The organism is Pseudarthrobacter sp. NBSH8, from assembly GCF_014217545.1.
Taxonomy (GTDB): Bacteria; Actinomycetota; Actinomycetes; order Actinomycetales; family Micrococcaceae; genus Arthrobacter.
In genome coordinates this window covers 1,420,621-1,445,525 of record NZ_CP043178.1, presented here as the reverse complement: position 1 = coordinate 1,445,525, position 24,905 = coordinate 1,420,621, and the positions used below count along the sequence as shown (strand labels likewise).

Below are 24,905 nucleotides of genomic sequence, written 5' to 3'. Positions count from 1 at the left end.
GACCGTGGCGTGCAGGGAGTCTGCGCATCCGGGAGATGCGGGGAGTGGTGGAAAGCGCGGGCAAACTGCAAGGGACCGGCAGCGGCAGATCACTCGAGTATTGCCCGGCGGCATAACAGCTACGAAGGCCTGTCATGTGGCGCACTTGCGGAAGGTTAATACCTGCATCGCTGCGGGGCACGGCTTCGGGACAGGCGGCGTCCGGGAGGGACACCGGCCGTGCCGGCTACTCGAAGATCAAGAACATGGGTTCAAGATTAGCAGAAGAGGTGGCCGCGGTTTCGCATTGTCCACCCCGGCCAACTAATCTGGCCAGTTATGGAGTCCGCACACTATTTCAGCGCATCGCCCGCCGGGCCGTTCGCCCGCAAACCGCTCACAGTGGAACTGGCCGGCGAGACGCGCACATTGCAGACGTCCGGCGGCATCTTCAGTCCCGACGGTATTGACAAGGGGACGGCGGTGCTCCTGGCCGAGGTCCCGGCCCCGGACCCCACAGGCAACCTCCTTGACATCGGCTGCGGCTGGGGGCCCATTGCCCTGACGCTCGCATTGCGCGCGCCGCATGCCAAGGTGTACGCGGTGGATGTCAATGAACGCTGCATCACGCTGACCACCGAGAATGCGGCCCTGCTGAGCCTGGGCAACGTGCTGGCCAGCACTCCTGACGCCGTGGACCCGGAGCTGCGCTTCGACACGATCTGGTCCAACCCACCCATCCGGATCGGCAAGGATGAACTCCACAGCCTCCTGAAGATGTGGCTGCCCCGGCTGGCGCCGGGCGGCTCCGCGTGGCTGGTGGTCCAAAAGAACCTGGGCTCGGATTCGCTTCAGCGCTGGCTCTCGACGGAACTGGATTCATCGTTCACCGTCAGCCGGGAGTCCACGTCCAAGTCCTTCCGGATCCTTCGGGTCAGGAAAGCGTTCCAGTAGCCACAATGACGGCGGGCCCGCTGAGCTCGACGTGCTCGCGCCCGCCGGCCCCGGCGAAGAATTTGACTCCCACGACGCCGCCCGGCACGTTGACCTGCCAGGAGTCCGGTGCTTCCGCCCCTGCCCAGTGCCGGATGGCCACTGCGGCCGCGCACGCACCTGTGCCGCAGGACTGGGTTTCTCCAACGCCCCGCTCATGGACGCGCATGGTGACCGTGCCGGTCCCGTTGTGGACCAGGGGTTCAGCAGGCACGACGAATTCGACGTTGGTTCCATTGGCGGGCACCGGATCGACCTGCGGAGCCGTGTAAAGCCTGGTGGATTCCAGTTCGGACAGTTCAGCAAGCGCCACCACGGTATGCGGGTTGCCCATGCTGACGGACAGGGCCGGGCGGGGCACTTCCAGGCCGTCCGCGGTGACCAGCGAATCCATGGCTTTGGCGGTCGCGTCGCCGGGGAAAATGAATTCCCACGGCCCCATGTCCACCGCATAGCTGTCGCCTGTCCGGACCACGGTCTTGACGCCGCCGCGTGTCCCGATGGTGAGTACGCCGCCGTCGGGCAGGTCTACCAGTCCCTCGGCACGCAGAAAGTGTACAAAAACACGGACCCCGTTGCCGCACATTTCCGACAGGGACCCGTCGCCGTTGCGGTAGTCCATGAACCACTCCGCCTCGGGGCTGCTGAGCAGGAGTTCGCGGCCTTCGGAGAGGTACCGGGACGGGACGGCCCGGATCAGGCCGTCGCCGCCGATTCCGCGGTGACGGTCGCAGAGGGCCGCCACCTGGCCCGCGTCGATGGTATGAACGCCGTCGGGGTCAGCGATCAGCACAAAGTCGTTGCCTGTTCCGTGTCCCTTGGAGAAGCGGAGTCCGCCCAGGGGGCGGAAGGCGGGCTCTGTGGTCTCTTCGGGGGTTGCGTCCATGGTCCTAGATTACCGGCTGAGAGCCACGGCCTGGGCCGCAAGGTCCGGCGCCCGCCAGTCCAGCCAGCCGATGCGGGGATCGGCACGGAACCACGTGAGCTGACGCCTGGCGAACTGCCGGGTGGCCACGATGGTGTCCTCGGCTGCCTCGGCAACTGTTGAGCCGCCGTCGAGCACTTTCAGGAACTGGGCATAGCCCAGGGCCCGCGGCGCAGTCTTGCCGCCGCGCAGACCGGCCGCATCCAGGCGGCGCACTTCCGCCAGCAGCCCCTGGTCCACCATGGTGTGGACGCGCTGGGCCAGCCGTTCACGGAGGACGTCTCGGTCCACCGCCAGCCCGATCTGGACAGCAGGCTGGAAATACTCCCGCTGGGGCATAAAGGAGCTGAACGGCCGGCCGGTGAGCTCGTGGACTTCGAGCGCCCTGATTATCCGGCGCGAATCGGAGACACGGGCCGCTGACACCGGGTCCACGTCCCCGAGCCGCGCCAGGAGGACATCCCGGCCGACTTCCTCGAGCTCAGCCTCAAGCTGCCCCCGGAGGACAGGATCTGTGCCGGGGAATTCGAGGATGTCGAGGGCAGCCCGAACGTAGAGACCCGAACCGCCCGCCAGAATGGCGCGCTTGCCGCGTGCGTGGATACCGCTGACGATGCTCCGGGCCTGCTGCTGGAAGACTGAAACGCTGGCCTCCTCCGTGACGTCCAGGATGTCCAGAAGGTGATGGGGAACGCCCTTGCGTTCTGCCGGCGTGATCTTGGCGGTGCCTATGTCCATCCCGCGATAGAACTGCATGGCATCTGCGTTGATGACCTCGCCATCCAGTTCCAGGGCAAGGTTCACGGATAGATCGGACTTTCCTGACCCCGTGGGACCAACAACGGCAATGACCGGAGGCTGGGCCACCGGTCAGCGGCTCCGGACCGGCAGCGTGGGCATACCCAGCGAGACCCCGCTCCGGCCGGCGCCGCCTGCGGCAGCCGGCGCGGGAGCCCCGCACGAGTCGGCCTGGGACCTGTCCCAGGCGTCCCCCGCGCGGGAGCGCCGCAGGCTGTAGTCCTGCACAGAGGGGTCGGCCACGAGGTGGAAGGCTGCAGCTTCGGTGATGGTCACGGTGACCAGGTCCCCGGGACGCGGCGTCTCTGCCCCCTCGGGAACGGAGAAGTGCACCAGCCGCTGGTCCTGGGACCGGCCGGACAGCCTGTGGGTTTCCTCGGACTTGCGCCCTGAATGGGCAGTGACCATCACCTCTACCCGGCGGCCAAGCTGCGTGGCGTTCTCTTCGGCGGCAATCCTGTCCTGCAGTGCGGTCAGGCGTTCAAATCGCTCCTGGACCACGGCCTTGGGAAGCTGGTCCGGCAGGTCCGCGGCCGGGGTACCCGGACGCTTCGAGTACTGGAACGTGAAAGCGGTGGCGAAGCGCGACTGCTCCACAACGTCGAGGGTGGCCTGGAAGTCTTCCTCGGTTTCGCCGGGGAAGCCGACAATGATGTCAGTAGAGATGGCGGCGTGCGGGATCTTCTCGCGGACTTTGTCCAGGATGCCGAGGAATTTGGTGGACCGGTAGGACCGTTTCATGTCCTTCAGGACTTTGTCGGATCCGGACTGCAGCGGCATGTGCAGCTGCGGCATGACATTGGGGGTTTCGGCCATGGCGTCAATGACGTCCTCGGTGAAGGCTGCTGGGTGGGGACTTGTGAAGCGGACCCGTTCCAGGCCTTCAATTTCCCCGCACGCGCGCAGGAGTTTGGAGAACGCCTGCCGGTCACCGAACTCCACGCCGTAGGAGTTCACGTTTTGGCCCAGCAGGGTGACTTCGATGGCGCCGTCATCTACCAGGGCCTGGATTTCCGCAAGGATGTCCCCCGGGCGGCGGTCCTTTTCCTTCCCGCGCAGGGCCGGGACGATGCAGAACGTGCAGGTGTTGTTGCAGCCGACCGAGATGGACACCCAGCCGGAATAGACCGAATCACGCTTGGTGGGCAGGGTGGAGGGGAAAACATCCAGGGATTCGAGGATCTCCAGCTGGGCTTCGTTATTGTGCCGGGCCCGGTCCAACAGTACCGGGAGCGCCCCGACGTTGTGAGTGCCGAAGACAGCGTCCACCCAGGGAGCCTTCTTGAGGATGGTCTCCCGGTCCTTCTGCGCCAGGCAGCCGCCGACGGCGATCTGCATCCCCGGGTTGGCGGCCTTGACGGGCGCCAGCATGCCCAGGTTGCCGTAGAGCTTGTTGTCCGCGTTTTCCCGTACCGCGCAGGTGTTGAACACCACGACGTCGGCTTGCTCGCCACTGGCCGGCACGTAGCCCGCGGCCTCGAGCATGCCTGCCATCCGCTCCGAATCGTGCACATTCATCTGGCAGCCGAAGGTTCGTACCTGATAGGTACGGGGCTGCTGAAGGGCAGGGTCGGCTGACGGGGCGGTACCGGATGCGGGGGAAGGAATGGTCAAACTCACCTGTTAAGGGTAGCGGGTCGCTCAGGTTGCTGGATCGCCCTGGCTGCCGGATCGGCTGAGGAACCGCTTCGGCGGCCTATGAGTCCAGCGGGCCGTCCGGTGCGCCCGTTTGGGTCTCCGCCTGTGCGTCGAGCACTTCTCCGACGATCCGGAACGCCTGCGACCGCTGATAGCCCTTGCGGCCCAGCATGGACGCCAACCGCCGGGTGATCTTGTCCCGCTCGGCGCGGTCCGACAAATCCGTGCCTGCCCGGAGCTTGCGTTCCACCAGGAGCCGGGCAGCCACTTCCTCATCGGCGTCGGAAAGCTGTTCCAGCGCGACGGCGGCGGTATCCGCGTCAATCCCCTTGTCCGCCAGCTCGCGCCGGAGGGCCCCTTTGGCGAGCTTCCGGGACTGCGAACGGCTGCGCACCCACATGTCGGCGAACTCAGCGTCGTCAATGAGGCGGACCTCCTGGAAGCGGTCCAGCACGGCTTCCGCCACATCCTCCGGGATGTTCCGCTCGGCCAGTTTCCGCGCCAGCTGCAGCCGGCTCTTGGCCGAACTGGTCAGCTGCCGGAGCACGATGGCCCGCGCCACGGATGCGGGATCCGGTTCGGCGTCTGCGTTTGCATCGGCTGCGACGGCAGCATCCGGAACTGGCCCATCCGGCCCGAAGCCGGGGCGTTCGCCGCCCCGTCTCCGCTGCCGTCGCCCCGATCCGGCGTCCTGCCCGGCCGCACGCCATCCGGCGCTCTGACCGGCCGTCAGGTCAGGGGCGTTCCTAGAAGCCGTCAACAGCCTTCAGCTTCGGTGTGTCTTTGGCTTCGTCTTCGGCGGGCTTGACTACCCCGACACCAAGCTTCTCCTTGATCAAGCGTTCCAGTTCGGTCGCCAGCTCCGGGTTGTCTCGCAGGAACCTGCGGGAGTTCTCCATGCCCTGGCCCAGCTGGTCGCCGTCGTACGTGAACCACGAACCCGACTTCTTGATAATGCCGTGCTCCACGCCCATGTCGATGATGCCGCCCTCGCGGGAGATGCCCTGGCCATAGATGATGTCGAATTCGGCGATCTTGAAGGGCGGGGCCATCTTGTTCTTGACGATCTTGGCCTTGGTGCGGTTACCGACGGAGTCGGCACCTTCCTTGAGCGTCTGGATCCGGCGGACGTCGATGCGAATGGACGCGTAGAACTTCAGGGCCTTACCGCCGGTGGTGGTCTCCGGGGAGCCGAAGAACACGCCAATCTTTTCACGGAGCTGGTTGATGAAGATGGCGGTGGTTTTGGTCTGGCTCAGGCGGCCGGTAATCTTACGCAGCGCCTGGCTCATGAGGCGGGCCTGCAGACCCACGTGGCTGTCGCCCATGTCGCCCTCGATTTCCGCACGCGGCACCAGGGCAGCAACGGAGTCGATGACGATGACGTCCAGCGAGCCGGAGCCGATCAGCATATCCATGATTTCCAAGGCCTGCTCGCCTGTATCCGGCTGCGAGACCAGGAGAGCGTCCGTATCCACGCCCAGCCGGGCGGCGTATTCGGGGTCCAGGGCGTGCTCGGCGTCGATGAAGGCGGCAATGCCGCCCAGGCGCTGCGCGTTGGCAACGGCGTGCAGGGCCACGGTGGTCTTACCCGAAGATTCCGGACCGTAGATCTCCACTACTCGGCCGCGGGGCAGGCCGCCAATTCCCAAAGCCACGTCCAGCGCGATGGATCCGGTGGGAATGACTTCGATGGGGGCGCGGACTTCATCGCCCAGCCGCATAACCGAGCCCTTGCCGAACTGCTTGTCGATCTGTGCCAGCGCTGCGTCGAGCGCCTTTTGCCGATCCGGGGCTGCCGCCATGGTTCACACCTCTAATGCTTTCTCGCTTTGGAGTGGCCTCAGCGGCCATTTCTTGGTCATCTCTGACGCTAATGGCACCCACTGACATTCTGGTCGGATGACATCGCCTATGTGGATAACCCACTACGAAAAGCATAGCTTTACCCGAACAGATATTCGAACAGATCGGGCGGCGTGTCAGCGCAGAAGGGAGCGCACATCAGCGTGGGAACGCGGACGCACTGGTGGCGGCGTCAGTCGCGCAGTGGTTTGACGTCGCGTCCCAGACGCCGCTCCGGCGGTACATCCTGGACGTCGCAGACGGCCAACCACACCTGTCGGGGGCTCACACCGGCGGCGAGGGCCTGGTCCGCTGTGCGCCCGCCGGCGCCGGCCAGAACCAGGGTGCTGCTCAAGACCCGGGAGTAGCCGGCCCCGAATTCGTCGTCCATAAGCCGCCAATAGTCACTGATCCGCACCAATAGAGTCTCTCACGGTCCCGGACCCTAGAATTGTTGCCATGAGCAACCCTGCCGACGGCCCTCCTGCGACAGGCCTTCCTGAGACCGGCGTTCCCGCGACGTCCCCTGCGGAGACAGGTGCCGCCGACAAAGACACCGTTGATGAAGCCCTGAACACCGTGGAACACCAAATCAGTCTCTTCTGGCGGCGTGCCCGGTCGGTGTCCCATCAGCTCTCGCGGCAGGTGCACCCGGACATGGAACCGGCGGCCTACGGTCTGCTTTCGGTCATCCGGCGAGAGGGACCCATCCGGTTGACAGACCTGGCCCTGAACATCGGCGTGGGCAAGCCTTCCGTCAGCCGCCAGATCGCCTTCCTGGAAAGCATCGGGTTGGTGTTCAAGGAAGCTGACCCCCTCGACGGAAGGGCGCAGTCGATCCGCCTGACCGAAAAGGGCGAGGAAAAAATGCACCAGGTCCAGGACGCGCGCCGCCAGGACTTCCGTGAACGGCTGGCTGAGTGGCCGGTCGGGGAACTGCAGACCCTCGCCGAATACATGGCAAAGCTTAACTCCATGTTTGAAATTGACGGCTTCGCAAAGGACCCGTCCGCCGGCGACACGGCAAAATAGCCAGCACACAACAAAGCCTCCGGGCCAGTGGCCGGAGGCTTTGTTGAAGTTCCTGTCTGGCTCCTGCGACGGCTTACCGTGCGCCGGAAAGCAGGCCCTTGGACAGTTCGTTGTTGAGTTCAGCGTTGAGATCGCGATCAAGGTCGCGGCCGTAGCGCTGCGAGAATTCCTGGGGAACGGTGTCCGGAACGGCTACGCCCTCGGCGACGGCAACACGGTCGCTGACTTCCCTGAGCATGCTGGACAGCGGCACGTCCAGGGCTGAGCAGATTGACGAGAGGAGCTCTGATGAAGCTTCCTTCTGGCCGCGTTCTACTTCGCTGAGGTAGCCCAAGGAAACACGGGCACTGTGCGAAACTTCGCGGAGCGTGCGTCCCTGGCGCTGGCGTACATCGCGAAGGACATCACCGATTTCGTGACGAAGTACAACCATCTTGCGCTCCTTCTGTTCGCTCTTGGCCTGATCGGCGAGGCCCACATCCTTCCAGCGGACAACGCCGTTTATGGATACGGGCTGCTTTACCATCTGTATCGCCTTGCTCCCTCATAAGTGCGGTCCGCCGTGGAGCGAACCGTGGTGGTTTATTCATCCTAGGCGCCTCCGCTATCCGGAAGCGACACAATGTAATAACTAATGGACACCGGGATTTGTTCCCGGCAACTTTACGCCCGGTAGCTTCAGGAAGATAGGGCCGCTATCAGGCTTTCCAGCGCGGCACCACAAGCCTGTCCGCGGATCTCGGCCCGGTTACCCGTGAAGCCGTACTCGAGGTAGGAGGCACCGGCTGCTGTGGCGATCCCGATATACACCGTTCCCACCGCTTTGCCGTCATGTTCCTCCGGGCCGGCTACCCCCGTGGTGGCGATGCCGATGTCAGCCCGCAGTGCAGTCCTTGCCCCGGCCGCCATGGCCGCTGCGACGGCGCCGTCAACGGATCCGGCAGCGGCCAGAAGCTCTGCCGGAACGCCGAGGACGTCCACTTTGACAGAGTTCTGGTAAGCCACCACGCCGCCCTGGAGCATGCCTGAAGCTCCGGCTGTGTCGGCGAGCACGGCGCTGACCATTCCAGCCGTGAGCGACTCCGCGGCCGCTACGGTGCGGCCCATTTCCAGGGCTTTTTTGACTGCCTGTTCCGCCAGGTGGTGAAGGTTGGTCACGTCGGCTCCCTAATTTCCAGCTGTGGTTGTTCCGGCCCGTTTGCCCTGTGACCGGATTCGCAGGGCTTCAATGACGTACTCGACGCCGGTCCAGACCGTGATCAGGACAGCCGCCATCATGACGGCGAAAGCCACCCATACAAGCCACGGTGCCAGCGCGCCGAGTGGCAGGAGGTACAGGAAGATCGCGGCCGTCTGAACGACGGTCTTGAGCTTGCCTCCGCGCGAGGCCGGGATGACACCGTACCGGATGACAAAGAAGCGAAGGGCGGTGATGCCCCACTCTCGAACGAGGATGACGATGGTGACCCACCACGGCAGTTCGTTCAGGACAGAAAGCATCACCAAGGCTGAGCCGATGAGGAGCTTGTCGGCGATGGGGTCTGCAATTTTGCCGAAATTCGTGACGAGGCCGCGGCTCCTGGCGATGTCGCCGTCGAGCTTGTCAGTGTAGATCGCGACGGCGAACACCACCACCGCGGCCCAGCGCCAGGGCCCCGACTCGCTGTTCAGCCCGGGAGCATCGGCGACGAGGAACCACACGAAGAACGGCACCAGGGCGATGCGCAGCATGGTCAGGATGTTGGGAAGATTCCAGATTCCTGGGCTGCTGGAGCCGGCGGCAGTTGCTTCTGTGCTAGTCACACTCCTAGGCTACCGTCCGGTGAGTGACCACGCGTCTTCGGAACCGTCCTCGTCGTCGCCCGAGGTGCTGTCGGCGCCGTCGAAGTACTCAATCTTCTGGCTGCGCTGGTCCAGGTCCGCCTGCACGAGGTCTTCCGCATAACCGCCCTGGGCGATGTTCGAGTTGGCGTTGTCGCTGAGCGCCGCCGTCTGCGAGTCAGCAACTGCGGGCGCGTCCTGGCCCTTCATGGCTGCGAGCACCGACGCGAGGTCGTCCGGCTTGACCAGGACGTCACGTGCCTTGGACCCCTCGGAGGGGCCAACCACTCCCCTGGACTCGAGGAGGTCCATCAGCCGTCCGGCCTTGGCGAAGCCCACCCGGAGCTTGCGCTGGAGCATCGACGTCGAACCGAACTGTGTGGTGACCACAAGTTCGGTGGCCTGCAGCAGCACTTCGAGGTCGTCCCCGATGTCGTCGTCGATCTGCTTCCTTGGTGCCTCGGGGGCGACATCGTGGCGGTAGTCGACTTTGAGCTGGCCCTTGACGTGTTCCACGACCTTGTGGATTTCAGACTCCGTGACCCAGGCGCCCTGGACACGCATGGCTTTGGAGGCACCCATCGGCAGGAACAGAGCATCACCCTGGCCGATGAGTTTTTCGGCACCGGGCTGGTCCAGAACCACGCGGGAGTCCGTGACGGAGGACGTGGCGAAGGCCATGCGGGACGGCACGTTGGCCTTGATGAGGCCGGTGACGACGTCCACGGAGGGCCGCTGGGTGGCCAGGACCAGGTGGATGCCGGCGGCGCGGGCCAGCTGGGTGATGCGGACGATGGAGTCTTCGACGTCGCGCGGGGCCACCATCATCAGGTCGGCGAGCTCGTCAACAATCACCAGCAGGTACGGGTAGGGCCGGATGACGCGCTTGGAGTCCACGGGCGGCTGGACCTTGCCGGCGCGGACGGCCTTGTTGAAGTCATCGATGTGCTTGAACCCGTAGTTGGCGAGGTCGTCGTAGCGGGCGTCCATCTCGCGGACTACCCACTGCAGGGCCTCGGCAGCCTTCTTCGGGTTGGTAATGATGGGAGTGATCAGGTGCGGGACGCCTTCGTAGGCGGTCAGCTCCACACGCTTGGGGTCCACCATGACCATGCGGACCTCATCCGGGGTTGCCCGCATAAGGATCGAGGTGATCATGGAGTTCACGAACGAGGACTTACCGGCGCCTGTGGCACCTGCGACGAGCAGGTGGGGCATCTTGGCGAGGTTCGCCACGACATAACCGCCTTCGACGTCCTTGCCGACCCCCATCACCATCGGGTGGTCGGTCCGGCGCGCGTTCTGGCTCCGGAGGACGTCACCGAGGGAAACGGTCTCGCGGTCCGTGTTGGGAATCTCGATACCGATGGCGGACTTGCCCGGGATGGGGCTGAGGATCCGGACGTCACTGGAAGCCACGGCGTAGGAGATGTTCTTGGACAGGGCGGTGACCCGCTCCACCTTGGTGCCCGGGGACAGCTCGATCTCATACCGGGTGACGGTGGGCCCGCGGCTGAAGCCGGTGACCTGCGCTTCCACGTTGAACTGGTTGAGGGTCTCGGTTAGCGAAGCCACAATGGCGTCGTTGGCTTCGGTGCGCTCCTTGGGGATGGAGCCCGGGGTCAGAACGTCCGACGGCGGCAGGGTGTAGGTGACGTCGCCCGCCAGTGAGAGCTGCTCGGTCCGCTGCGGAATGGGAGCCGGCAGGGGCATGGGTGTGACGGGCTTGGCCGGCACCTGCGCGACGGCGGCGGCTGCAGCATTGAGTGAACCGGCGGCGACCATCCCGGGGGTGACCAGCGGGATGGCCTCGGTGGCGTTGTCCTCTGCCGGGGCGCTCCCTGCGGTGCCGATGCCCTGGGCGGCTTTGATTTTCTCGACGGCGATCTCCGCCTTCGTGGGGCGGCGCACACCGGGAGCGGGGCGCGATCCACTGTCTGGCTTCGCGTCGGCCTCATCGTCGTCGATAACGGCGTGCTCGAAGGCTTCATCGCCCACGTAGCCTTCCAGCCCCGCGTCGGACTCGTGGTCCTTGCCGAAGAAGCGTCGCTTCTTCTTCCGTGGCGCCTGGGTTGCCGGGGTTTCCTCGAGGTAGCTGCGGTCGTGGCTGTCCCCGTCGTCGCCGGGTTCCTGCAGGTCGATGCCCATGAGGTGCTCATAGGCCCCCCGGAGCCGGCGTGGAATGGCGCTGAAGGGGGTTGCGGTAATGATGAGCAATGAGACGAAGGCCAGCAGCCCGTAGACCGCAATGGGCACCGCGGCATGGATGGCTGCGAGAGGTGAGGCGGCCAGGAAGCCGAGCATGCCGCCTGCCTGGCGGAGTCCGTCGAAGCCTTCGGCTACGGTGGGCTGGCCACCCACGACGTGGGCAAGGCCGCAGCCCGCAAAGGTCATGATGAGAAAACCGATGCCCACCCGGTTGTTTCCCCGGCCGTCGTCGGGCTGCCGGAAGAGCCGGAAGGCGCACACAAAAAGCATCAGCGGCAAAAGCAGCGACATCCAGCCGAAAGTGCCATTGACCACGCTGTAGACGGCGTCCGGGAACCAGCCGGTCATTCCCCACCAGGCGAAGGTGGCGATGAAGACGCCCAGGGCAAGGTTGAACAGGGCAGCGCCGTCGCGGCGTTCGTCCGCCGGCAGGTCGCTGACATCGGAGCCGATCCTGCGGACTCCGCCGCCAACCAGATGGCCGACGCCCAGCCAGGCGCCGGCCACAATGCGCAGCAGCCAGGGCTGCCGCTGGTCAACGGCGGGAAGCTGGCGGGTGCGTGCGGTGCCCGCCGATGAACCGGCCCGGCCGCCGGTGCGGCTGGACCCTGTGGCGCCTGCACCGCGGCCCGCCGAGCTGCCGGATTTGGCGCTGGATTTGCCGCCAGCGGTGCCTCGGGGCGCGGGAGTAGTACGAGTGGCCATACGTGCCACGGTACCGGAACTGGCGTGGTTTTCCGCGGATTTCCGGCTGTTCCCGGCCTCATGTTGCAGATGGGAAAGGCCCGGTTCCATAAGAACCGGGCCTTTGCCATTCCGCTTGCCTTCGGGGCTGTTACGCCTCGAGGACCACCGGGATGATCATGGGCTTGCGGCGCAGCTTGCGGTTGACCCAGGTGCCGACAACGCGGCGGATAACCTGCTGGAGCTGGTGCGTGGTGTGGTCCGTGCGGTTGAGCACGGCTTCTTCCAGGGCGGCGTTGATCTTGGGGATAATCTCGTCGAAGACCGAATCGTCCTCGGCCACGCCGCGGGCATGGATCTCGGGTCCGGAGACCACCTTGCCGGTAGTGCGGTTGATGACGGTGATGATTGAGATGAAGCCTTCATCGCCGAGCGTCTGGCGGTCCTTGAGGTCCGCTTCGGTGACTTCGCCGACGCTGGAGCCGTCCACGTAGACAAAGCCCACTTCAACCTGGCCTACTACGTCTGCGCGGTGGTCCTTGAGGTCGATCACGGTGCCGTTGTCGGCAAGGATAACGCTGGCGGTGGGGACGCCGGACTCGATGGCGATCTTGCCGTTGGCGATCAGGTGGCGGGTTTCGCCGTGCACGGGCATGGCGTTGAGCGGCTCAAGGATGTTGTAGCAGTAGAGCAGCTCGCCGGCGGCCGCGTGTCCGGAGACGTGCACCTTGGCGTTGCCCTTGTGGATGACGTCCGCGCCGAGCTTGAGCAGGCCGTTGATGATGCGGAACACGGCGTTCTCGTTGCCTGGGATGAGGCTGGAGGCCAGGATCACGGTGTCGCCGTCGCCCACCACTACGCGGTGGTCGCCGTTGGCCATGCGGGAAAGCGCGGCCATCGGTTCGCCCTGGGAACCCGTGGACATCAGGACCACGCGGTTGTCCGGCAGGTTGTCGATGTTCTTGATGTCCACGAGGAGGCCCTCGGGAACGTCGAGGTAGCCGAGCTTGGCGGCGATGGCCATGTTGCGGACCATGGAGCGGCCTACGAAGGCCACCTTGCGGTTGTGCTTGGCGGCGGCGTCGAGTACCTGCTGGACGCGGTGGACGTGCGAGGAGAAGGACGCCACGATGATGCGCTTGGTGGCCTGGCCGAAAAGCCGTTCCAGCGTGGGGCCGATTTCCTTTTCGGCGGTGGTGAAGCCCGGGACGTCGGCGTTGGTGGAGTCTGACATAAAGAGGTCAACGCCCTCTTCACCGAGCTTGGCGAAGTGCCGGAGGTCGGTGATCCTGCCGTCCAGGGGCAGTTGGTCCATCTTGAAGTCGCCCGTGTGCAGGACAGTGCCGGCGGCCGTGCGGATGAACACGGCCAGTGCGTCGGGGATGGAGTGGTTGACCGCGACAAACTCGCACTCGAAGGGGCCAAACTTTTCGACCTGGCCCTCTTCAACGGTCATCGTGTACGGACGGATCCGGTGTTCCTGCAGCTTGGCCTCGATGAGGGCCAGCGTCAGCTGTGAGCCAACCAGGGGGATGTCAGCGCGCAGCCGCAGGAGGTACGGAACAGCGCCGATGTGGTCCTCGTGGCCGTGGGTCAGGACAACGGCCACGATGTCGTCGAGACGGTTCTCGATGTAGGAGAAATCGGGCAGGATCAGGTCAACGCCGGGCTGGGTCTCCTCCGGGAAGAGGACACCACAGTCCACGATGAGCAGTTTGCCGTCGATTTCGAACACGGCCATGTTCCGGCCGATCTCCCCCAGTCCGCCCAGCGGAACGATCCGAAGGGTGCCTTGCGGCAGACGTGGAGGCGTGACAAGGCCGGTAAGGGCGGTTTGGGTCATAGTGCACTACTTTCCAGGCGGAAGGGTGCTGGTCTTAGCCCTCAGGGAAAGACCAGCCCCGCTTCCGCCAAATCCTCGCGGATGGATACGATCTCGGCTTCGTCCGGCTCCACGAGGGGCAAACGGACAATCGAGTTGGGCAGGACTCCCTGCCATTTAAGAATTTGTTTGGCTGCAACGGCTCCCTGGATACGGGTCATCGTTGCCCTTACAACGGGCAGCAGCTCGAAGTTGATTTTACGCGCGGTTTCGAAGTCGTTCGCATTGATGGCGTCGATCAGTTCGCGGAAGCGGCGCGTAGCGATGTGGGTTGTAACACCCACGAGTCCGACGGCGCCCAGGGACATCCACGGAAGGGTCAGTCCGTCGTCGCCCGAGTAGAAGTACAGGTCCGTCTCTGCCATCACGCGACTGGCTGCAACGAAATCGGCTTTGGCATCCTTGACTGCGACGATATTCGGGTGCTGCGCCAGGCGGATCATGGTTTCGGGCTCGATCGCGATGGAGGAACGGCCCGGAATGTCATAGAGCATGACGGGCACATCGGCTGCGGAGGCGACAGCCTCGAAGTGTGCCCGGACCCCGGCCTGGCTGGGCTTGTTGTAGTACGGCGTGACGAGCAGGAGGCCATCGACGCCGAGCGCTGCCGCCTGCTGGGAGAGGTGCACCGAATGTGCGGTGTCGTTCGTCCCGGTGCCGGCGATGATGGCTGCGCGGTCTCCCACGGCCTCCTTGACAGCGCGGAACATGCCAAGGTTTTCTTCATCCGAGAGGGTGGACGTTTCGCCGGTGGTACCGGTGACGACCAGGCCGTCGCAGCCATCGTCCACAAGTTTGGTGGCCAGTTCGGCTGCCTGCTTGTAGTCCACGGCGCCATCCTTGGTGAATGGCGTGACCATGGCGGTCAGGAGCGTACCAAGGGCAGGAGCGGTGGCGGATTTGTGAGGCATGGAAAAAACGTTACCCTGTCGGCAGCTGGTTAGGACAATGGGAGCGACGTGATACACGTCAAATAGCGGGCTGCCATGCCCCTGGAACTGAGGTCCGCACCCACTGGAAGTCCGACACCCGCAGCGTCAGCGGAATTTCCGCAAGGCACTCCGTTGCAGGACGGTGGTGACCACTTCCGTGCCGGTTCCGGCGGCCTTTTTTAGTTCGAAGCCGTCCGGTCCCCAGAACCCGCTGAGGCCGCAGGAAGGGCCCAACGCAGTGGATCCGCCAAGGTTCGCCAGGATGGCGAACATCCGGTTGTCCATGGCCCTGGCTCCCAGGTGCAGGCCAAGCCGTCGATCTTCGGCCAGCGTGTACAGGGCCGATACGGCATAGATATCCGCGCCGGCCTGGGCTGCCCCGGTGGAGTGGGCAGGAACCGCGGCGTCAAAGCAGATGGCCAGCGCGATCTTCCAGCCGTCCAACTCGATCACAAGTGCACCGTCGCCAGCGGCGAAGACCTCCCGCTCCTGGCCGTGGAGGTGGGTTTTGAAGCCGAGTCCGAGAGTGCCGTCGGGGTGGATCACGAGGCTGGCGAGCCGCGGCGTGCCATCAGGTTCCCGATAGGCAGCACCCGCCACGGCGGTGATCCCGGTCCGGCGGCAGATTTCGTAAATGTCGCCCAGCCGCGGGTCCTTGTGCTGGAGCCAATAGCCATCATCGGCCAACTGCGCCAGCTTGTATCCCGTCAACGACAGCTCCGGGAACACCACCAGCCGAGCGCCGTGGGACTCTGCATCCTCGATCAGCCGGACGTGTTCTTGCACATTCGGGACAATCCCGCCTTCCAGCGCCTGGTACTGCACGGCGGAGACGGTCAGGGCATCAGTCACCTCATTATCCTAGGGATGCGCGTCAGCCCTCGCCACACCATCCTGCGTATTCCCCGGCTGGCAGTACCGGTCCACCGCAGCCTCCCGCAGCCCCTCGGCCCAGGCTGCAAGCCGTTGGGCCGCCCGGACGTAGTGGAACAGTTCCGTGGGCGTCAAGGCGTCGAGGTCGCTCTCGGCCAACCTGCGGGCCAGCTCGGCCCCCGCCGGCTGGGCGGCGAGTGTCACCCCTTCGTCCTGCCACTGGATGTCCACGGGAGGCCGACCCGCCACGAGCTGCCGGAAAAGAAAGTCCACCACTCCTGGGCTCATCGCTTTCATCAAACCTGCAGGATGTGCCGGGGCGGCGTCCTGGGCATCCCGGGCGGGGCGCACCGATCCGCCGGCGAGTGGGAATTCCGGAAACGGCCGCGGCTGGGATGGGGTTTGCATGGTGTCCATATTATTCGAACATATATTCGAACACAAGGTCTTTAAGGCCGCGTGTTTGCCGGGCCCTTGACTGCCGCCACAAAGGTTGGTGTGAGAACATCGCCTGATGACGTCCCGTGCCCCGGCAAGACCCTCGCGGGTGCCTCGAACCTCACAGGCCGCGGGCCGCCTCCGCGGTATCGACGCCGCGAGGGGGCTGGCGCTCCTTGGCATGATGGCCACGCACCTGCTCCCCACCTTCGAGGCAAACGCCGATCTCACGCCCACCTGGATCGGCCTTACCTTCTCCGGCAGGGCGTCCGCCCTGTTTGCCGTACTGGCGGGCGTGGGACTGGCGCTGTCTACCGGAAAGCAGCTACCGCCGGAAGGTACTGCCTTGAACGCAGCCCGCCGCGGCATCGCACTGCGCGCACTGGTGATTGCCGCCGTCGGGCTCTCATTGGGCGGGCTGGAAGTAAACCTTGCGAACATCCTGGTCCACTACGCCCTCTTGTTCCTGTGCATCCTGGCGTTCCTGGGCCTGAAGCTGAGGGCGCTGTGCGGCTGGGCAGTCGGCTGGATCGTGGTTTCCCCCCTGCTCGCCTATCTGCTCCGCCCCTGGCTTATGGCGGCCAACCCGCCCCTGAACCTGGGCCACAACCCGTCCTGGGAAGACCTCTCTACCCCTTTCCCCCTGCTGGGGGACTTGTTCCTGACCGGCTACTACCCGGTGTTCCAGTGGCTGTCATACCTGCTGGTGGGCCTGGTCATCGGCCGGCTGGCCCTCACCAAAGCGATAGTCCCTGTCCTGCTGCTCTGCGTCGGCGCGGCGGTGGCCGCACTGGCCAAGGCTTTGGGTACCGCGGCGATGGAGAACTGGGGCGGCCGGGCCGCGCTGGAGGCAGTCCTGAACGCGCCCGGCTACCCGCTGGACAGCGTCCTCCAGGTCAACCTCACCGGAATCCGGCAGGAAGGATCCTGGTGGTGGCTGGCGGCCGCGGCGCCGCATTCGGCCACCACGCTGGACCTTTTGCACACCTGCGGCGTGGCAGCCGCCGTGGTGGGCGTGTTCCTCCTGCTCGGCAGGCTGGCTGACTGGCTGGACCTGGACCTGCTGCTGCCGCTGCGGGGCGCGGGTGCCATGACGCTCACGCTCTACTCAGCGCATGTTTGGGTTGTTTCGGCGTTCTACCTGAAGCCGCTGCCCGCGGGCTGGACCGAGGACGGGATGTACTGGGCGCATGCCGCGACGGCCATCACCGTGGGTATTGTGTTTGTGCTCCTGAAGTGGCGGGGCCCGTTGGAGTTGGTGGGCCATGCGGCCAACCGGCTGGGGCGCGGCGACCGGGCCAGCCTGCTCTAAGCGGGAACCTTGCCGCGGAACAGCTTCACGGCGTCGCGCATGGACGCGCGGGCTCGCTTGCGGTCCCCGGCAGCGTCATAGGCGCAGCTGAGCCGGAACCACGAACGCCAGTCACCGGGCGCCGCTTCCGCCTCGGCCTTGTACTTTTCGAATTCCAGATCCGCCGCGGAGCGGACGATCCGGCCGGCGGGTGTGCGCGGCAGTTCGTCCACCGGGAGCCCGCCTTCGGCTTCCAGGACCGTGGCCATCTGTTCCGTGCGGGCGCCGAACAGCAGTTCACGGATCATGGCCCAGGCGCCGATGGCCGGGAGGACCAGGTAGGCAGCTCCGATGGCCTTGGCGGCGGGGTTGCTGTCCAGCAACAGGAGGATGGAGCGCTGGAAGGACACCACCAGGTAGAAGACCAGCAGGAGGGTTACGGCACCCACCCAGATCTTCGTGCGGTTCTTCCGGAACGCGGCAAAAAACCCGCCCACGGCCTAGAGTCCCAGGTCCAGGTAGCCGTCCAGGCCCACCGTCAGTCCCGGATGTGCGGCGACATTCCGCACGCCCAGCAGCACTCCAGGCATAAAGGAGGCCCGGTCAAAGGAATCGTGCCGGAAGGTTAACTGCTCCCCCGGCCCGCCGAGCAGCACCTCCTGGTGGGCCACGAGCCCGCGGAGCCGAACGCTGTGAACGCGGACTCCCTCAACGTCGCAACCCCGCGCGCCGGCGAGTTCACTGGTGGTCGCGTCAGGACTGGCCGGAACGTCCGCCGCCTTGCGCTCGGCGGCGATGAGCTGGGCGGTGCGGACAGCCGTCCCGGATGGGGCATCAACCTTTTCCGGGTGGTGGAGTTCAATGATTTCCACGGATGCGAAATACTTGGAGGCCTTGGCGGCAAAGGCCGAGGCCAGCACGGAGCCAAGGGCAAAGTTGGGGGCGATCAGCACCCCGGTTTCGGGGCGCTGCGCCAGCTGTGCCTCCAGGGCGGCTAGCCTGGTGGCGTCCCAACCGGTGGTCCCTACGACGGCATGCATGCCATGCTCGACGGCGTAGCGCACGTTTGCTTCGGTGCTTTCGGGGACGGTGAGGTCCACCACTATGTGGGCACCCGACGTGGCCAGCTGGTCCAGCGAGTCGCCGCGTCCCAGGGCGGCTACGAGCAGCAGGTCAGGAGCCGCTTCAACAGCCTTAACGGCTTCGGCGCCCATGCGCCCGTTGGCGCCCAGGACAGCCACGCGGGTGGGCGCGGAGAGTTGTTCGATCATGCCGTTAACCCTACCGTCGGGCCGGGTGCGGGATTGAACCGAAAGGTGTGCGTTACCTCGCGGCCGCCGGAAGGCGTAGGGAAGCCGGTGCGCCCTAGCTGCCTGCGCCGACCCACTCCACCGTGCCGTCGGCGAAGAACTGTTCCTTCCAGATGGGCACCTGCTCCTTGATGCGGTCCACCAGTTCGGAACACACGGCAAAGGCCTGTCCTCGGTGCGCAGCGGAGACCGCACAGACCAGCGCCGGATCACCGATGTTGAGCATTCCGATGCGGTGGGCAGCCCAGATCCGCACGGGCTGCGTGGCGGATCCGTCCCCGGCATGTTCGGCGGCAAGGCGGGCGACGACGTCGGCCATCACCTGATGAGCCGTGGGGTGCGCGCTGTAACTGAGCCGCTCCACTGCCTTGCCGCCGTCGTGATTCCTCACCACGCCGCTGAAGCTGACCACCGCCCCTGCTGTGTCAGACTCCACGGCAGCGATGGCCTGGTCCACGGAGATCGGTTCTGCGCTCAGCACCGCATGGACCACTTCGAAAACCGATTCAGTGCCCATGTCCGCCCTCCAGCTGGTCGCACAGGTGCCCGATTAGCGGATCGAGCACCGACAGTCCGTCCATAACGCCCTTGGGCGACCCGGGCAGGTTGACAATAAAGGTCTGCCCCGCAGCTCCGGCGTGCCCGCGGCTGAGCGCGGCGAGCGGCGTCTTGACTGCGCCTTCGCGCCGGATCGCCTCCATGATGCCCGGAATTTCCCGGTCCAGGAGGGGCAGGGTCACGTCGGGTGTGCGGTCGTCCGGGCTAAGCCCGGTACCGCCGCTGGTGATCACGACGGCGGGATGCTGGGTGAGGAGGGCCCTGATGGCGGCACCAACAGGCTCACCGTCCGGCACCACCATGGCAGGGTAGGCCTCAAAGCCGTGCTCGGTGAGCCAGTCGATGATGACCGGACCGGTTTCATCCTCATAGATGCCTGCGGCCGCGCGGGTGGACGCAATGACAACCCCGGCCTTGCGCCCCTGCACTTCGCCGTGCGTGTGCGGCTCCGGCAGGTGAGGTTGAGGTGCAAGCGGCCCGCTGTTTGGCTCGGGCAGGATAGTGCTCTCGGTGCTCATAGTGTCCAGTCCCCGCTCTTGCCGCCGCTTTTCGCCAGCACTCTGATGTCGGTCAGCACGGCGTGCTTGTCGACGGCCTTGATCATGTCGTACACGCTGAGCGCGGCCACAGAGGCCGCCGTCAGTGCTTCCATCTCCACCCCGGTGACCCCGCGCGTCTTGACCGTGGCCAGGATCGCCACGGAATCGGTTCCGAGCTCGAAGTCCACGGTAACTTTCGAGAGCGGTAAGGGATGGCAGAGCGGGATGAGGTCGGGCGTCTTTTTTGCCGCCATGATGCCGGCAACCCGCGCCACGGCCAGGGCATCACCCTTGGGCAGGCCGCCGGATCCGAGCAGGCCCAGCACTTCGTCAGTGGTGCGGACCGTGGCAGTGGCTGTGGCTTCCCGGGTGGTTTCGGCTTTCGCGGACACGTCCACCATCTGGGCGCTGCCGTCCTGGCGCAGATGGGTCAACGCGGACGGGTTATGTTCTGGATTCACAGCATCCATACTTCCACCTCGTCGCCCTCGGCGAGCGCCGAGACTCCAACCGGTACGTGCACCAGCGCGTTGGAGCCGGCGAGGGCATGCATGAGGTGGGAGCTTTCGCCACCTTCCAAGCGGACGGTTCCGTCCCCCTGGAGGGTTCCGCGCCGGACCTGATGCTTATGTTCCGGCGACGACAGGCTGTGGCCCAGCCGTGCGCGGACCGGGATCCGAGGTGCAGGCGATCCAAAAAGTTCGGCCAGCACGGGCCGCAGGAACATTTCGAAGGAAACGAGGCAGCTGACCGGATTTCCCGGGAAACCCAGGAAGGGTACTCCGTCGAAAGTTCCGATGCCCTGCGGGCCACCGGGCTGCATGGCGACATGCAGGAACTCGGCGCCCTTGCCCTCCATGGCCTGGCGGACAACTTCGTAGGCTCCTTGGCTGACCCCGCCCGTGGTAACGATCATGTCCACCGCTCCGGCATGGCTGCGCAGCAATGAGCGGAAGTCGCGAGGATGGTCCGAGGCGATGGCCGTGCGCACCACGGCCAGGCCCGCCTGCCGCATGGCACTCTCGAGGAGCGTTCCGTTGGAATCATAAATCTTGCCGGCCGGCAAGGGCCGGCCGGGTTCCACCACTTCGTCGCCCGTGGTTGCCAGCAGGACGGTCACCGGCCGGCGAACAGTAACTTCGGCGATCCCCAGGGCCGCCAGCAGCCCCAGCTGAGCCGGGCCGAGGAAGGTTCCCGCTGCCAACGCCCGCTCCCCCACCGCGATATCACTCCCGGCCGACCGCACGAAGGTGCCCGCCGGCGTCGCCGGCAACCACACGGTACTTGCTTCCCCTCCGGCGGGGAACCGGTCCGGGATGGCACGTTCCACGGGCACGACGGCGTCAGCGCCGGCGGGGAGCATGGCTCCCGTCATGATGGCGGCGGCAGTGCCACCGCCCAGGGCCGCCGGCACGGCGCCTGCCGGAATGGGGACAACCACCACAGGCAGTACCGCACCGCTTTCGGGAACGTCCGCGCTGTTGACGGCAAAGCCGTCCATTTGGGAGTTGGCGAACGGCGGGAGGCCCAGGGGGGCCGTAATGTCCTGGGCGAGCCCCTTGCCCAACGCGTCCCGAAGTGCCAGCCTTTCCGTCTTTTTCCGGGCGAACAGGGGTGTCAGCAGTTCGGTGACAGCGGCACGGTGCAGGGCGACGGACCGCGCCTGGTGGGTCGTTTGGCCGTGCTGGTGCGGAGAGCTGTGCATGGTCCTGCCTTCGGTCCGGGCGGTCATGGATTCACATCAACTCTAATAGTGTGGAAGCCGGTGGCCCCGTCGGGAGCAACCGGCCGGCGTTCCTCGACCTGCGGCTCGCCGTTGAGGTCCGTCGCGCGGACCTGGACCTCGTACTGCCCAGGAGCAAGCTCGATGCCAACCTGCCACTGGTACCAGGTGTCCAGCGAAATCCCGGGTGCGAGACGGGCTGCCTGCCACGGACCGCGGTTGACGCGGAGTTCCACCTTGCCGATCCCGGTGTGCTGTGCCCAGGCCACGCCGCCAAACATGACCGTTCCAGCACTCACCCGCCGGCCGGTTCGCGGCACGTCGATCCGTGAGGACGTTTTGATGGGGCCACGGTCGGACCAACCACGCGGCGTCCAATAGCCGACGTCGTCCGCGAACCTGGTGACACGGAGTTCGGTGAGCCATTTGGTGGCGGAAACGTAGCCGTAGAGGCCAGGCACGATCATCCGGACCGGGAAGCCGTGTTCCAACGGCAACGGATCGCCGTTCATCCCCACCGCGAGCAGGGCGTCGCGATCGCCGGTGAGGACCTCCAGCGGGGTGCCCGCAGTCCAGCCGTCGGAGCTTCGGGACAATACCATATCGGCACCGGCTTGCGGCCGGGCAAGGGCCAGGAGTTCCCGCACCGGCCAGCCAAGCCAGCGTGCATTGCCAATCAGGTCCCCGCCCACCACGTTGGACACACAGGCGATGGTCACATGACGTTCGATCAGGGGCTTGGACAGCAGATCAGCCAGGTTCAGCTCAATCTCCTGTTCCACCATTCCCGTGACGCGGAGTACCCAGGATTCGGGGTCGAGGGAAGGGACAATCAGGGCGGTGTCGATCCGGTAGAAGTCCCGGTTCGGGGTGACCAGCGGCTGCATCCCGTCCAGGCTTACTTCGGCGCCGGCCGGGATCGCGGGCGCTTCAGACGATGGAGCGGGCAACGTCAGTTTTTCGCGGGCAGTACTGATGCCGGCGGCCGCTCCTCGCCAGACCGCGGCGACAATCCCACCAACGGCGGTGGCCCCGGCGCTCGCAGCCAGGACCTGCAGGAACGTGCGCCGCCCGGCGGTTCGTGCAGTCCTCGCGGACATTTCTGTCCCCGCTGCGCCGGCCGGTAGTCCTTCCTGGAGCCGGCGGCTCAGCCATCCGAGCAGAAGTGCTCCAGCCAGGGCTGCGACCAATGGAACCACAGCCGCTGCTGGGGTCATCTGGGCGCGGGTAAGCACCGCAGTAAGCCCGACGAGCCCAAAAACACCAATCACCGCTGCACCGGCAAACCGCCTGCGCTGTTCCAGAATTCCGGCCAACGCCCCGACTGCTGCGATAACCAACAGCATCCCGGCCACGAATACTGCCTTGTCGGCGGTGCCGAACAAGGAGATGGCCCAGTCCTTCACACCCGGCGGAACGGCATCGATCAGGGCCCCGCCGACTGCCGTCAGGGGCGAGAGGGACGGACTGATCAGGCCTGCCAGCAACTCCCCTATGACGAGGGCGGCGCCGGCGGCCACGGCCCCCGAGGCTGCTGCCCAGCGGCGGCTGAACTGAGCGGCACCCGCAGTTCCCGAGCGCCCGGGAGAGGTGGCGCCGTCGTCGGCCGTTTCCTGCAGGGGCTGGGAGCTGTTCACCTCTCCAGCATAGGTTCGCCGGGACCCGGCAGCGCCGGACTTGGCCGTCTTCGGGAGTTCTGTACGACTTCCGTAAGATCATCCTGCGGCACCGGCGCCACGACGCGGCCAAAGGTGGCGTAGCCTGATTTCATGAGTGTTCAGCTAGGCATGCCGCAACCCCGAGAAGATGCCGGGCCGGGCCTGCCGCCTGCCCGGCCGGCCGGCACTCCGCCCGGGCTGCTGGACCAGTACGGCCGCCGGGCCACGGACATGAGGCTGTCGCTGACGGACAAGTGCAATCTGCGCTGTACGTACTGCATGCCGGCCGAGGGGCTTGAGTGGCTGTCCAAACAGGCTGTGATGTCGGCCGAGGAAATCGTGCGGATTGTCGGCATTGGCGTGGACCTGCTCGGCGTCCGGGAACTGCGGCTTACGGGCGGGGAGCCGCTGGTCAGGGCGGACCTGATTGATATCATCGCGGCCCTGCGGAGCAATCACCCGGAGCTGCCGATCTCAATGACCACCAACGGCGTGGGCCTGGACAAAAAGGCCGCTGCGCTCAAAGCTGCGGGCCTGACCCGCATCAATGTCTCGCTCGATTCGCTGCACGAAGAGACCTTCACCAAGCTGACCCGGCGCCCGTTCCTGGACCGCGTACTCGCGGGCGTCGATGCCGCCTGGGCCGCGGGGCTGGGCCCCGTCAAGCTCAACGCCGTGCTGATGCGCGGCATCAACGACACCGAGTCGCCGTCTCTGCTCGCCTGGGCACTGGACCGCGGCTACGAACTGCGTTTCATCGAGCAGATGCCCCTTGACGCGGACCACGGGTGGACGCGGCGGAACATGATCACGGCGGCCGAGATCCGTTCCCTGCTCTCGCGCGACTTTGTGTTGAGCCCCGATCCCCGTGCCCGCGATGGAGCCCCGGCAGAACGCTTTGACGTACGACGCCGGGTGGCCGGGTCTGCGGGGCCCGATGGTCCGGGGCAGGGTACCGGGGTGCCGGACGCCGACCGGCCTGACGCCAAGGGGCCGGACGCCGAGGGGCCGGTGCTCGGTACCGTGGGGATCATCGCGTCCGTCACGGAGCCGTTCTGCGCCGACTGCCGTCGGACGCGGATCACGGCCGAGGGCAAGATCATGAGCTGCCTGTTCTCCCGTGAGGAGTTTGATCTTTTGGGTCTGCTGCGGGAGGGCGCCAGCGACGAAGCCCTGGCCGGACGCTGGCAGGACGCCATGTGGGTCAAGCCAAAGGCCCACGGCATGGACCACACAGGTCTCGGCGCGCCGGACTTTGTCCAGCCGGACCGCAGCATGAGCGCCATCGGAGGCTGAATTCTTGAACGTACGTTACTTCGCTGCCGCACGCGCCGCTGCGGGTGTGGACGAGGAGTCCTTTGATCTCGCGTCCGGGACTACGGTGGCCGGCTTGCTGCAGGCAGTCCTGGCTGTGGACCGCGCCGAGCCGCCTGCCGGCACTCCTCCCCTGCAACGGATCCTGTCCCGGAGCAGCTTCCTGCTCAACGAGGTGGCCGTCCGGGACCGCACCACTGTGTTAAATCCGGGCGATGTGGTTGACGTACTGCCGCCCTTCGCGGGCGGGTAGAACACCTCGCAGACCGCGCGAACGGACACTTGAGGTCCCGTAGCTGGGGCCATCCTTCGCCTCCGAGCGCGAGCGGACAGTTGAGCCCTGGGATCTGAGGCCCCGTAAGTGTCCGTCGCGCCGAAATGGCCGGGCTCGTAGTCGCGATGGCTGCCGTCAAGGCCGTGGCCGCGGAGTTATGCACATAGCCATTGAGCCTCACCGCTTTTGT

26 protein-coding genes are annotated in these 24,905 nt (G+C 65.8%); 5 read left to right on the top strand and 21 right to left on the bottom strand.

Annotated features, from left to right (window positions below; genetic code table 11):
- Positions 1-318: 318 nt before the first annotated feature.
- The gene (locus FYJ92_RS06640) at positions 319-933 is read left to right on the top strand and encodes a class I SAM-dependent methyltransferase (protein WP_185263137.1); all 615 of its coding nucleotides are present in this window, start codon (positions 319-321) and stop codon (positions 931-933) included.
- Here FYJ92_RS06640 and dapF read toward each other — a convergent pair.
- The 6 genes from dapF to FYJ92_RS06610 form a co-directional block, all read right to left on the bottom strand.
- Positions 914-1,858 carry a diaminopimelate epimerase gene (gene dapF / locus FYJ92_RS06635; RefSeq protein ID WP_185263136.1) on the bottom strand — a complete coding sequence of 315 codons (945 nt, stop codon included), beginning with the start codon at positions 1,856-1,858 and terminating at the stop codon, positions 914-916. The two genes, FYJ92_RS06640 and dapF, sit on opposite strands and share 20 nt — an antisense overlap.
- A gap of 9 nt (positions 1,859-1,867) precedes the next feature.
- Positions 1,868-2,764: a tRNA (adenosine(37)-N6)-dimethylallyltransferase MiaA gene (miaA, locus tag FYJ92_RS06630; RefSeq protein ID WP_185263135.1), complete on the bottom strand. Its 897-nt coding sequence runs from the start codon at positions 2,762-2,764 to the stop codon at positions 1,868-1,870.
- Between the two features lie 3 nt (positions 2,765-2,767).
- Entirely contained in the window at positions 2,768-4,315 is a 1,548-nt protein-coding gene (gene miaB, locus FYJ92_RS06625) for a tRNA (N6-isopentenyl adenosine(37)-C2)-methylthiotransferase MiaB (RefSeq protein WP_185263134.1), read from the bottom strand.
- A gap of 76 nt (positions 4,316-4,391) precedes the next feature.
- Positions 4,392-4,895, bottom strand: a complete 504-nt coding sequence (locus FYJ92_RS06620; protein WP_255482387.1) for a regulatory protein RecX — start codon at positions 4,893-4,895, stop codon at positions 4,392-4,394.
- A gap of 184 nt (positions 4,896-5,079) precedes the next feature.
- Positions 5,080-6,138, bottom strand: a complete 1,059-nt coding sequence (gene recA / locus FYJ92_RS06615; RefSeq protein ID WP_185263133.1) for a recombinase RecA — start codon at positions 6,136-6,138, stop codon at positions 5,080-5,082.
- Positions 6,139-6,371: 233 nt separating this feature from the next.
- Positions 6,372-6,596, bottom strand: coding sequence for a DUF3046 domain-containing protein (locus FYJ92_RS06610; protein ID WP_185263132.1), 225 nt, complete (start codon positions 6,594-6,596; stop codon positions 6,372-6,374).
- A 41-nt stretch (positions 6,597-6,637) separates the two neighbouring features.
- Here FYJ92_RS06610 and FYJ92_RS06605 point away from each other — a divergent pair, with 41 nt between their 5' ends.
- Positions 6,638-7,210 carry a MarR family winged helix-turn-helix transcriptional regulator gene (locus FYJ92_RS06605; protein ID WP_185263131.1) on the top strand — a complete coding sequence of 191 codons (573 nt, stop codon included), beginning with the start codon at positions 6,638-6,640 and terminating at the stop codon, positions 7,208-7,210.
- A 73-nt stretch (positions 7,211-7,283) separates the two neighbouring features.
- Here FYJ92_RS06605 and FYJ92_RS06600 read toward each other — a convergent pair whose 3' ends face one another.
- The 8 genes from FYJ92_RS06600 to FYJ92_RS06565 form a co-directional block, all read right to left on the bottom strand.
- A complete protein-coding gene (locus FYJ92_RS06600; RefSeq protein WP_056342905.1) occupies positions 7,284-7,736 on the bottom strand; it encodes a helix-turn-helix domain-containing protein in 453 nt (150 codons plus the stop codon).
- A gap of 152 nt (positions 7,737-7,888) precedes the next feature.
- Entirely contained in the window at positions 7,889-8,368 is a 480-nt protein-coding gene (locus FYJ92_RS06595) for a CinA family protein (RefSeq protein WP_185263130.1), read from the bottom strand.
- A gap of 9 nt (positions 8,369-8,377) precedes the next feature.
- Complete coding sequence (gene pgsA, locus FYJ92_RS06590; RefSeq protein WP_185263129.1) at positions 8,378-9,013, bottom strand: CDP-diacylglycerol--glycerol-3-phosphate 3-phosphatidyltransferase; 636 nt, start codon at positions 9,011-9,013, stop codon at positions 8,378-8,380.
- Positions 9,014-9,022: 9 nt separating this feature from the next.
- Positions 9,023-11,944 (bottom strand): DNA translocase FtsK, encoded by a 2,922-nt coding sequence (locus FYJ92_RS06585; protein WP_185263128.1) that lies wholly within the window; start codon positions 11,942-11,944, stop codon positions 9,023-9,025.
- A gap of 130 nt (positions 11,945-12,074) precedes the next feature.
- Positions 12,075-13,766, bottom strand: a complete 1,692-nt coding sequence (locus FYJ92_RS06580; protein WP_185263127.1) for a ribonuclease J — start codon at positions 13,764-13,766, stop codon at positions 12,075-12,077.
- Between the two features lie 41 nt (positions 13,767-13,807).
- Positions 13,808-14,716: a 4-hydroxy-tetrahydrodipicolinate synthase gene (gene dapA, locus FYJ92_RS06575; RefSeq protein ID WP_185263126.1), complete on the bottom strand. Its 909-nt coding sequence runs from the start codon at positions 14,714-14,716 to the stop codon at positions 13,808-13,810.
- 126 nt (positions 14,717-14,842) lie between these two features.
- Entirely contained in the window at positions 14,843-15,589 is a 747-nt protein-coding gene (locus FYJ92_RS06570; protein WP_185263125.1) for a carbon-nitrogen hydrolase family protein, read from the bottom strand.
- A 9-nt stretch (positions 15,590-15,598) separates the two neighbouring features.
- Positions 15,599-15,898 (bottom strand): hypothetical protein, encoded by a 300-nt coding sequence (locus tag FYJ92_RS06565; RefSeq protein WP_185263705.1) that lies wholly within the window; start codon positions 15,896-15,898, stop codon positions 15,599-15,601.
- 226 nt (positions 15,899-16,124) lie between these two features.
- Between FYJ92_RS06565 and FYJ92_RS06560 the strand changes: the two genes are divergently transcribed.
- Positions 16,125-17,360 (top strand): heparan-alpha-glucosaminide N-acetyltransferase domain-containing protein, encoded by a 1,236-nt coding sequence (locus tag FYJ92_RS06560; protein ID WP_185263124.1) that lies wholly within the window; start codon positions 16,125-16,127, stop codon positions 17,358-17,360.
- Here the strand turns inward: FYJ92_RS06560 and FYJ92_RS06555 are convergent.
- The 7 genes from FYJ92_RS06555 to FYJ92_RS06525 form a co-directional block, all read right to left on the bottom strand.
- A complete protein-coding gene (locus FYJ92_RS06555; RefSeq protein WP_185263123.1) occupies positions 17,357-17,836 on the bottom strand; it encodes a hypothetical protein in 480 nt (159 codons plus the stop codon). The two genes, FYJ92_RS06560 and FYJ92_RS06555, sit on opposite strands and share 4 nt — an antisense overlap.
- A 3-nt stretch (positions 17,837-17,839) precedes the next feature.
- Positions 17,840-18,610 (bottom strand): 4-hydroxy-tetrahydrodipicolinate reductase, encoded by a 771-nt coding sequence (dapB, locus tag FYJ92_RS06550; RefSeq protein WP_185263122.1) that lies wholly within the window; start codon positions 18,608-18,610, stop codon positions 17,840-17,842.
- Positions 18,611-18,704: 94 nt separating this feature from the next.
- Positions 18,705-19,166 (bottom strand): molybdenum cofactor biosynthesis protein MoaE, encoded by a 462-nt coding sequence (locus FYJ92_RS06545; protein WP_185263121.1) that lies wholly within the window; start codon positions 19,164-19,166, stop codon positions 18,705-18,707.
- Positions 19,156-19,725: a molybdenum cofactor biosynthesis protein B gene (locus FYJ92_RS06540; RefSeq protein WP_255482334.1), complete on the bottom strand. Its 570-nt coding sequence runs from the start codon at positions 19,723-19,725 to the stop codon at positions 19,156-19,158. The genes FYJ92_RS06545 and FYJ92_RS06540 overlap by 11 nt, the downstream gene beginning before the upstream one ends.
- Positions 19,722-20,216, bottom strand: coding sequence for a cyclic pyranopterin monophosphate synthase MoaC (gene moaC, locus FYJ92_RS06535; RefSeq protein WP_185263120.1), 495 nt, complete (start codon positions 20,214-20,216; stop codon positions 19,722-19,724). Before moaC ends, FYJ92_RS06540 begins: the two co-directional genes overlap by 4 nt.
- Complete coding sequence (gene glp / locus FYJ92_RS06530; protein WP_185263703.1) at positions 20,204-21,451, bottom strand: gephyrin-like molybdotransferase Glp; 1,248 nt, start codon at positions 21,449-21,451, stop codon at positions 20,204-20,206. The genes moaC and glp overlap by 13 nt, the downstream gene beginning before the upstream one ends.
- Positions 21,452-21,474: 23 nt before the next feature.
- On the bottom strand, positions 21,475-22,989 hold the full coding sequence (locus tag FYJ92_RS06525) for a molybdopterin-dependent oxidoreductase (protein WP_255482386.1): 1,515 nt from the start codon (positions 22,987-22,989) through the stop codon (positions 21,475-21,477).
- A gap of 249 nt (positions 22,990-23,238) precedes the next feature.
- Between FYJ92_RS06525 and moaA the strand changes: the two genes are divergently transcribed.
- Entirely contained in the window at positions 23,239-24,423 is a 1,185-nt protein-coding gene (gene moaA, locus FYJ92_RS06520; protein ID WP_185263118.1) for a GTP 3',8-cyclase MoaA, read from the top strand.
- A 4-nt stretch (positions 24,424-24,427) separates the two neighbouring features.
- Positions 24,428-24,694 carry a MoaD/ThiS family protein gene (locus FYJ92_RS06515; RefSeq protein WP_160669617.1) on the top strand — a complete coding sequence of 89 codons (267 nt, stop codon included), beginning with the start codon at positions 24,428-24,430 and terminating at the stop codon, positions 24,692-24,694.
- The last annotated feature ends 211 nt before the right edge of the window (positions 24,695-24,905 follow it).

Bases quoted from the DNA above. Each gene is read 5' to 3' on its own strand.
- FYJ92_RS06640 (WP_185263137.1), top strand. From the start codon at position 319: ATGGAGTCCGCACACTATTTCAGCGCATCGCCCGCCGGGCCGTTCGCC.
- dapF (WP_185263136.1), bottom strand. From the start codon at position 1,858: ATGGACGCAACCCCCGAAGAGACCACAGAGCCCGCCTTCCGCCCCCTG.
- dapB (WP_185263122.1), bottom strand. From the start codon at position 18,610: ATGATCGAACAACTCTCCGCGCCCACCCGCGTGGCTGTCCTGGGCGCC.
- moaA (WP_185263118.1), top strand. From the start codon at position 23,239: ATGAGTGTTCAGCTAGGCATGCCGCAACCCCGAGAAGATGCCGGGCCG.
- dapA (WP_185263126.1), bottom strand. From the start codon at position 14,716: ATGCCTCACAAATCCGCCACCGCTCCTGCCCTTGGTACGCTCCTGACC.
- FYJ92_RS06560 (WP_185263124.1), top strand. From the start codon at position 16,125: ATGACGTCCCGTGCCCCGGCAAGACCCTCGCGGGTGCCTCGAACCTCA.
- FYJ92_RS06540 (WP_255482334.1), bottom strand. From the start codon at position 19,725: ATGAGCACCGAGAGCACTATCCTGCCCGAGCCAAACAGCGGGCCGCTT.
- moaC (WP_185263120.1), bottom strand. From the start codon at position 20,216: ATGGATGCTGTGAATCCAGAACATAACCCGTCCGCGTTGACCCATCTG.
- FYJ92_RS06565 (WP_185263705.1), bottom strand. From the start codon at position 15,898: ATGAGCCCAGGAGTGGTGGACTTTCTTTTCCGGCAGCTCGTGGCGGGT.
- FYJ92_RS06600 (WP_056342905.1), bottom strand. From the start codon at position 7,736: ATGGTAAAGCAGCCCGTATCCATAAACGGCGTTGTCCGCTGGAAGGAT.
- FYJ92_RS06545 (WP_185263121.1), bottom strand. From the start codon at position 19,166: ATGGGCACTGAATCGGTTTTCGAAGTGGTCCATGCGGTGCTGAGCGCA.
- FYJ92_RS06580 (WP_185263127.1), bottom strand. From the start codon at position 13,766: ATGACCCAAACCGCCCTTACCGGCCTTGTCACGCCTCCACGTCTGCCG.
- glp (WP_185263703.1), bottom strand. From the start codon at position 21,451: ATGCACAGCTCTCCGCACCAGCACGGCCAAACGACCCACCAGGCGCGG.
- recA (WP_185263133.1), bottom strand. From the start codon at position 6,138: ATGGCGGCAGCCCCGGATCGGCAAAAGGCGCTCGACGCAGCGCTGGCA.
- FYJ92_RS06585 (WP_185263128.1), bottom strand. From the start codon at position 11,944: ATGGCCACTCGTACTACTCCCGCGCCCCGAGGCACCGCTGGCGGCAAA.
- FYJ92_RS06605 (WP_185263131.1), top strand. From the start codon at position 6,638: ATGAGCAACCCTGCCGACGGCCCTCCTGCGACAGGCCTTCCTGAGACC.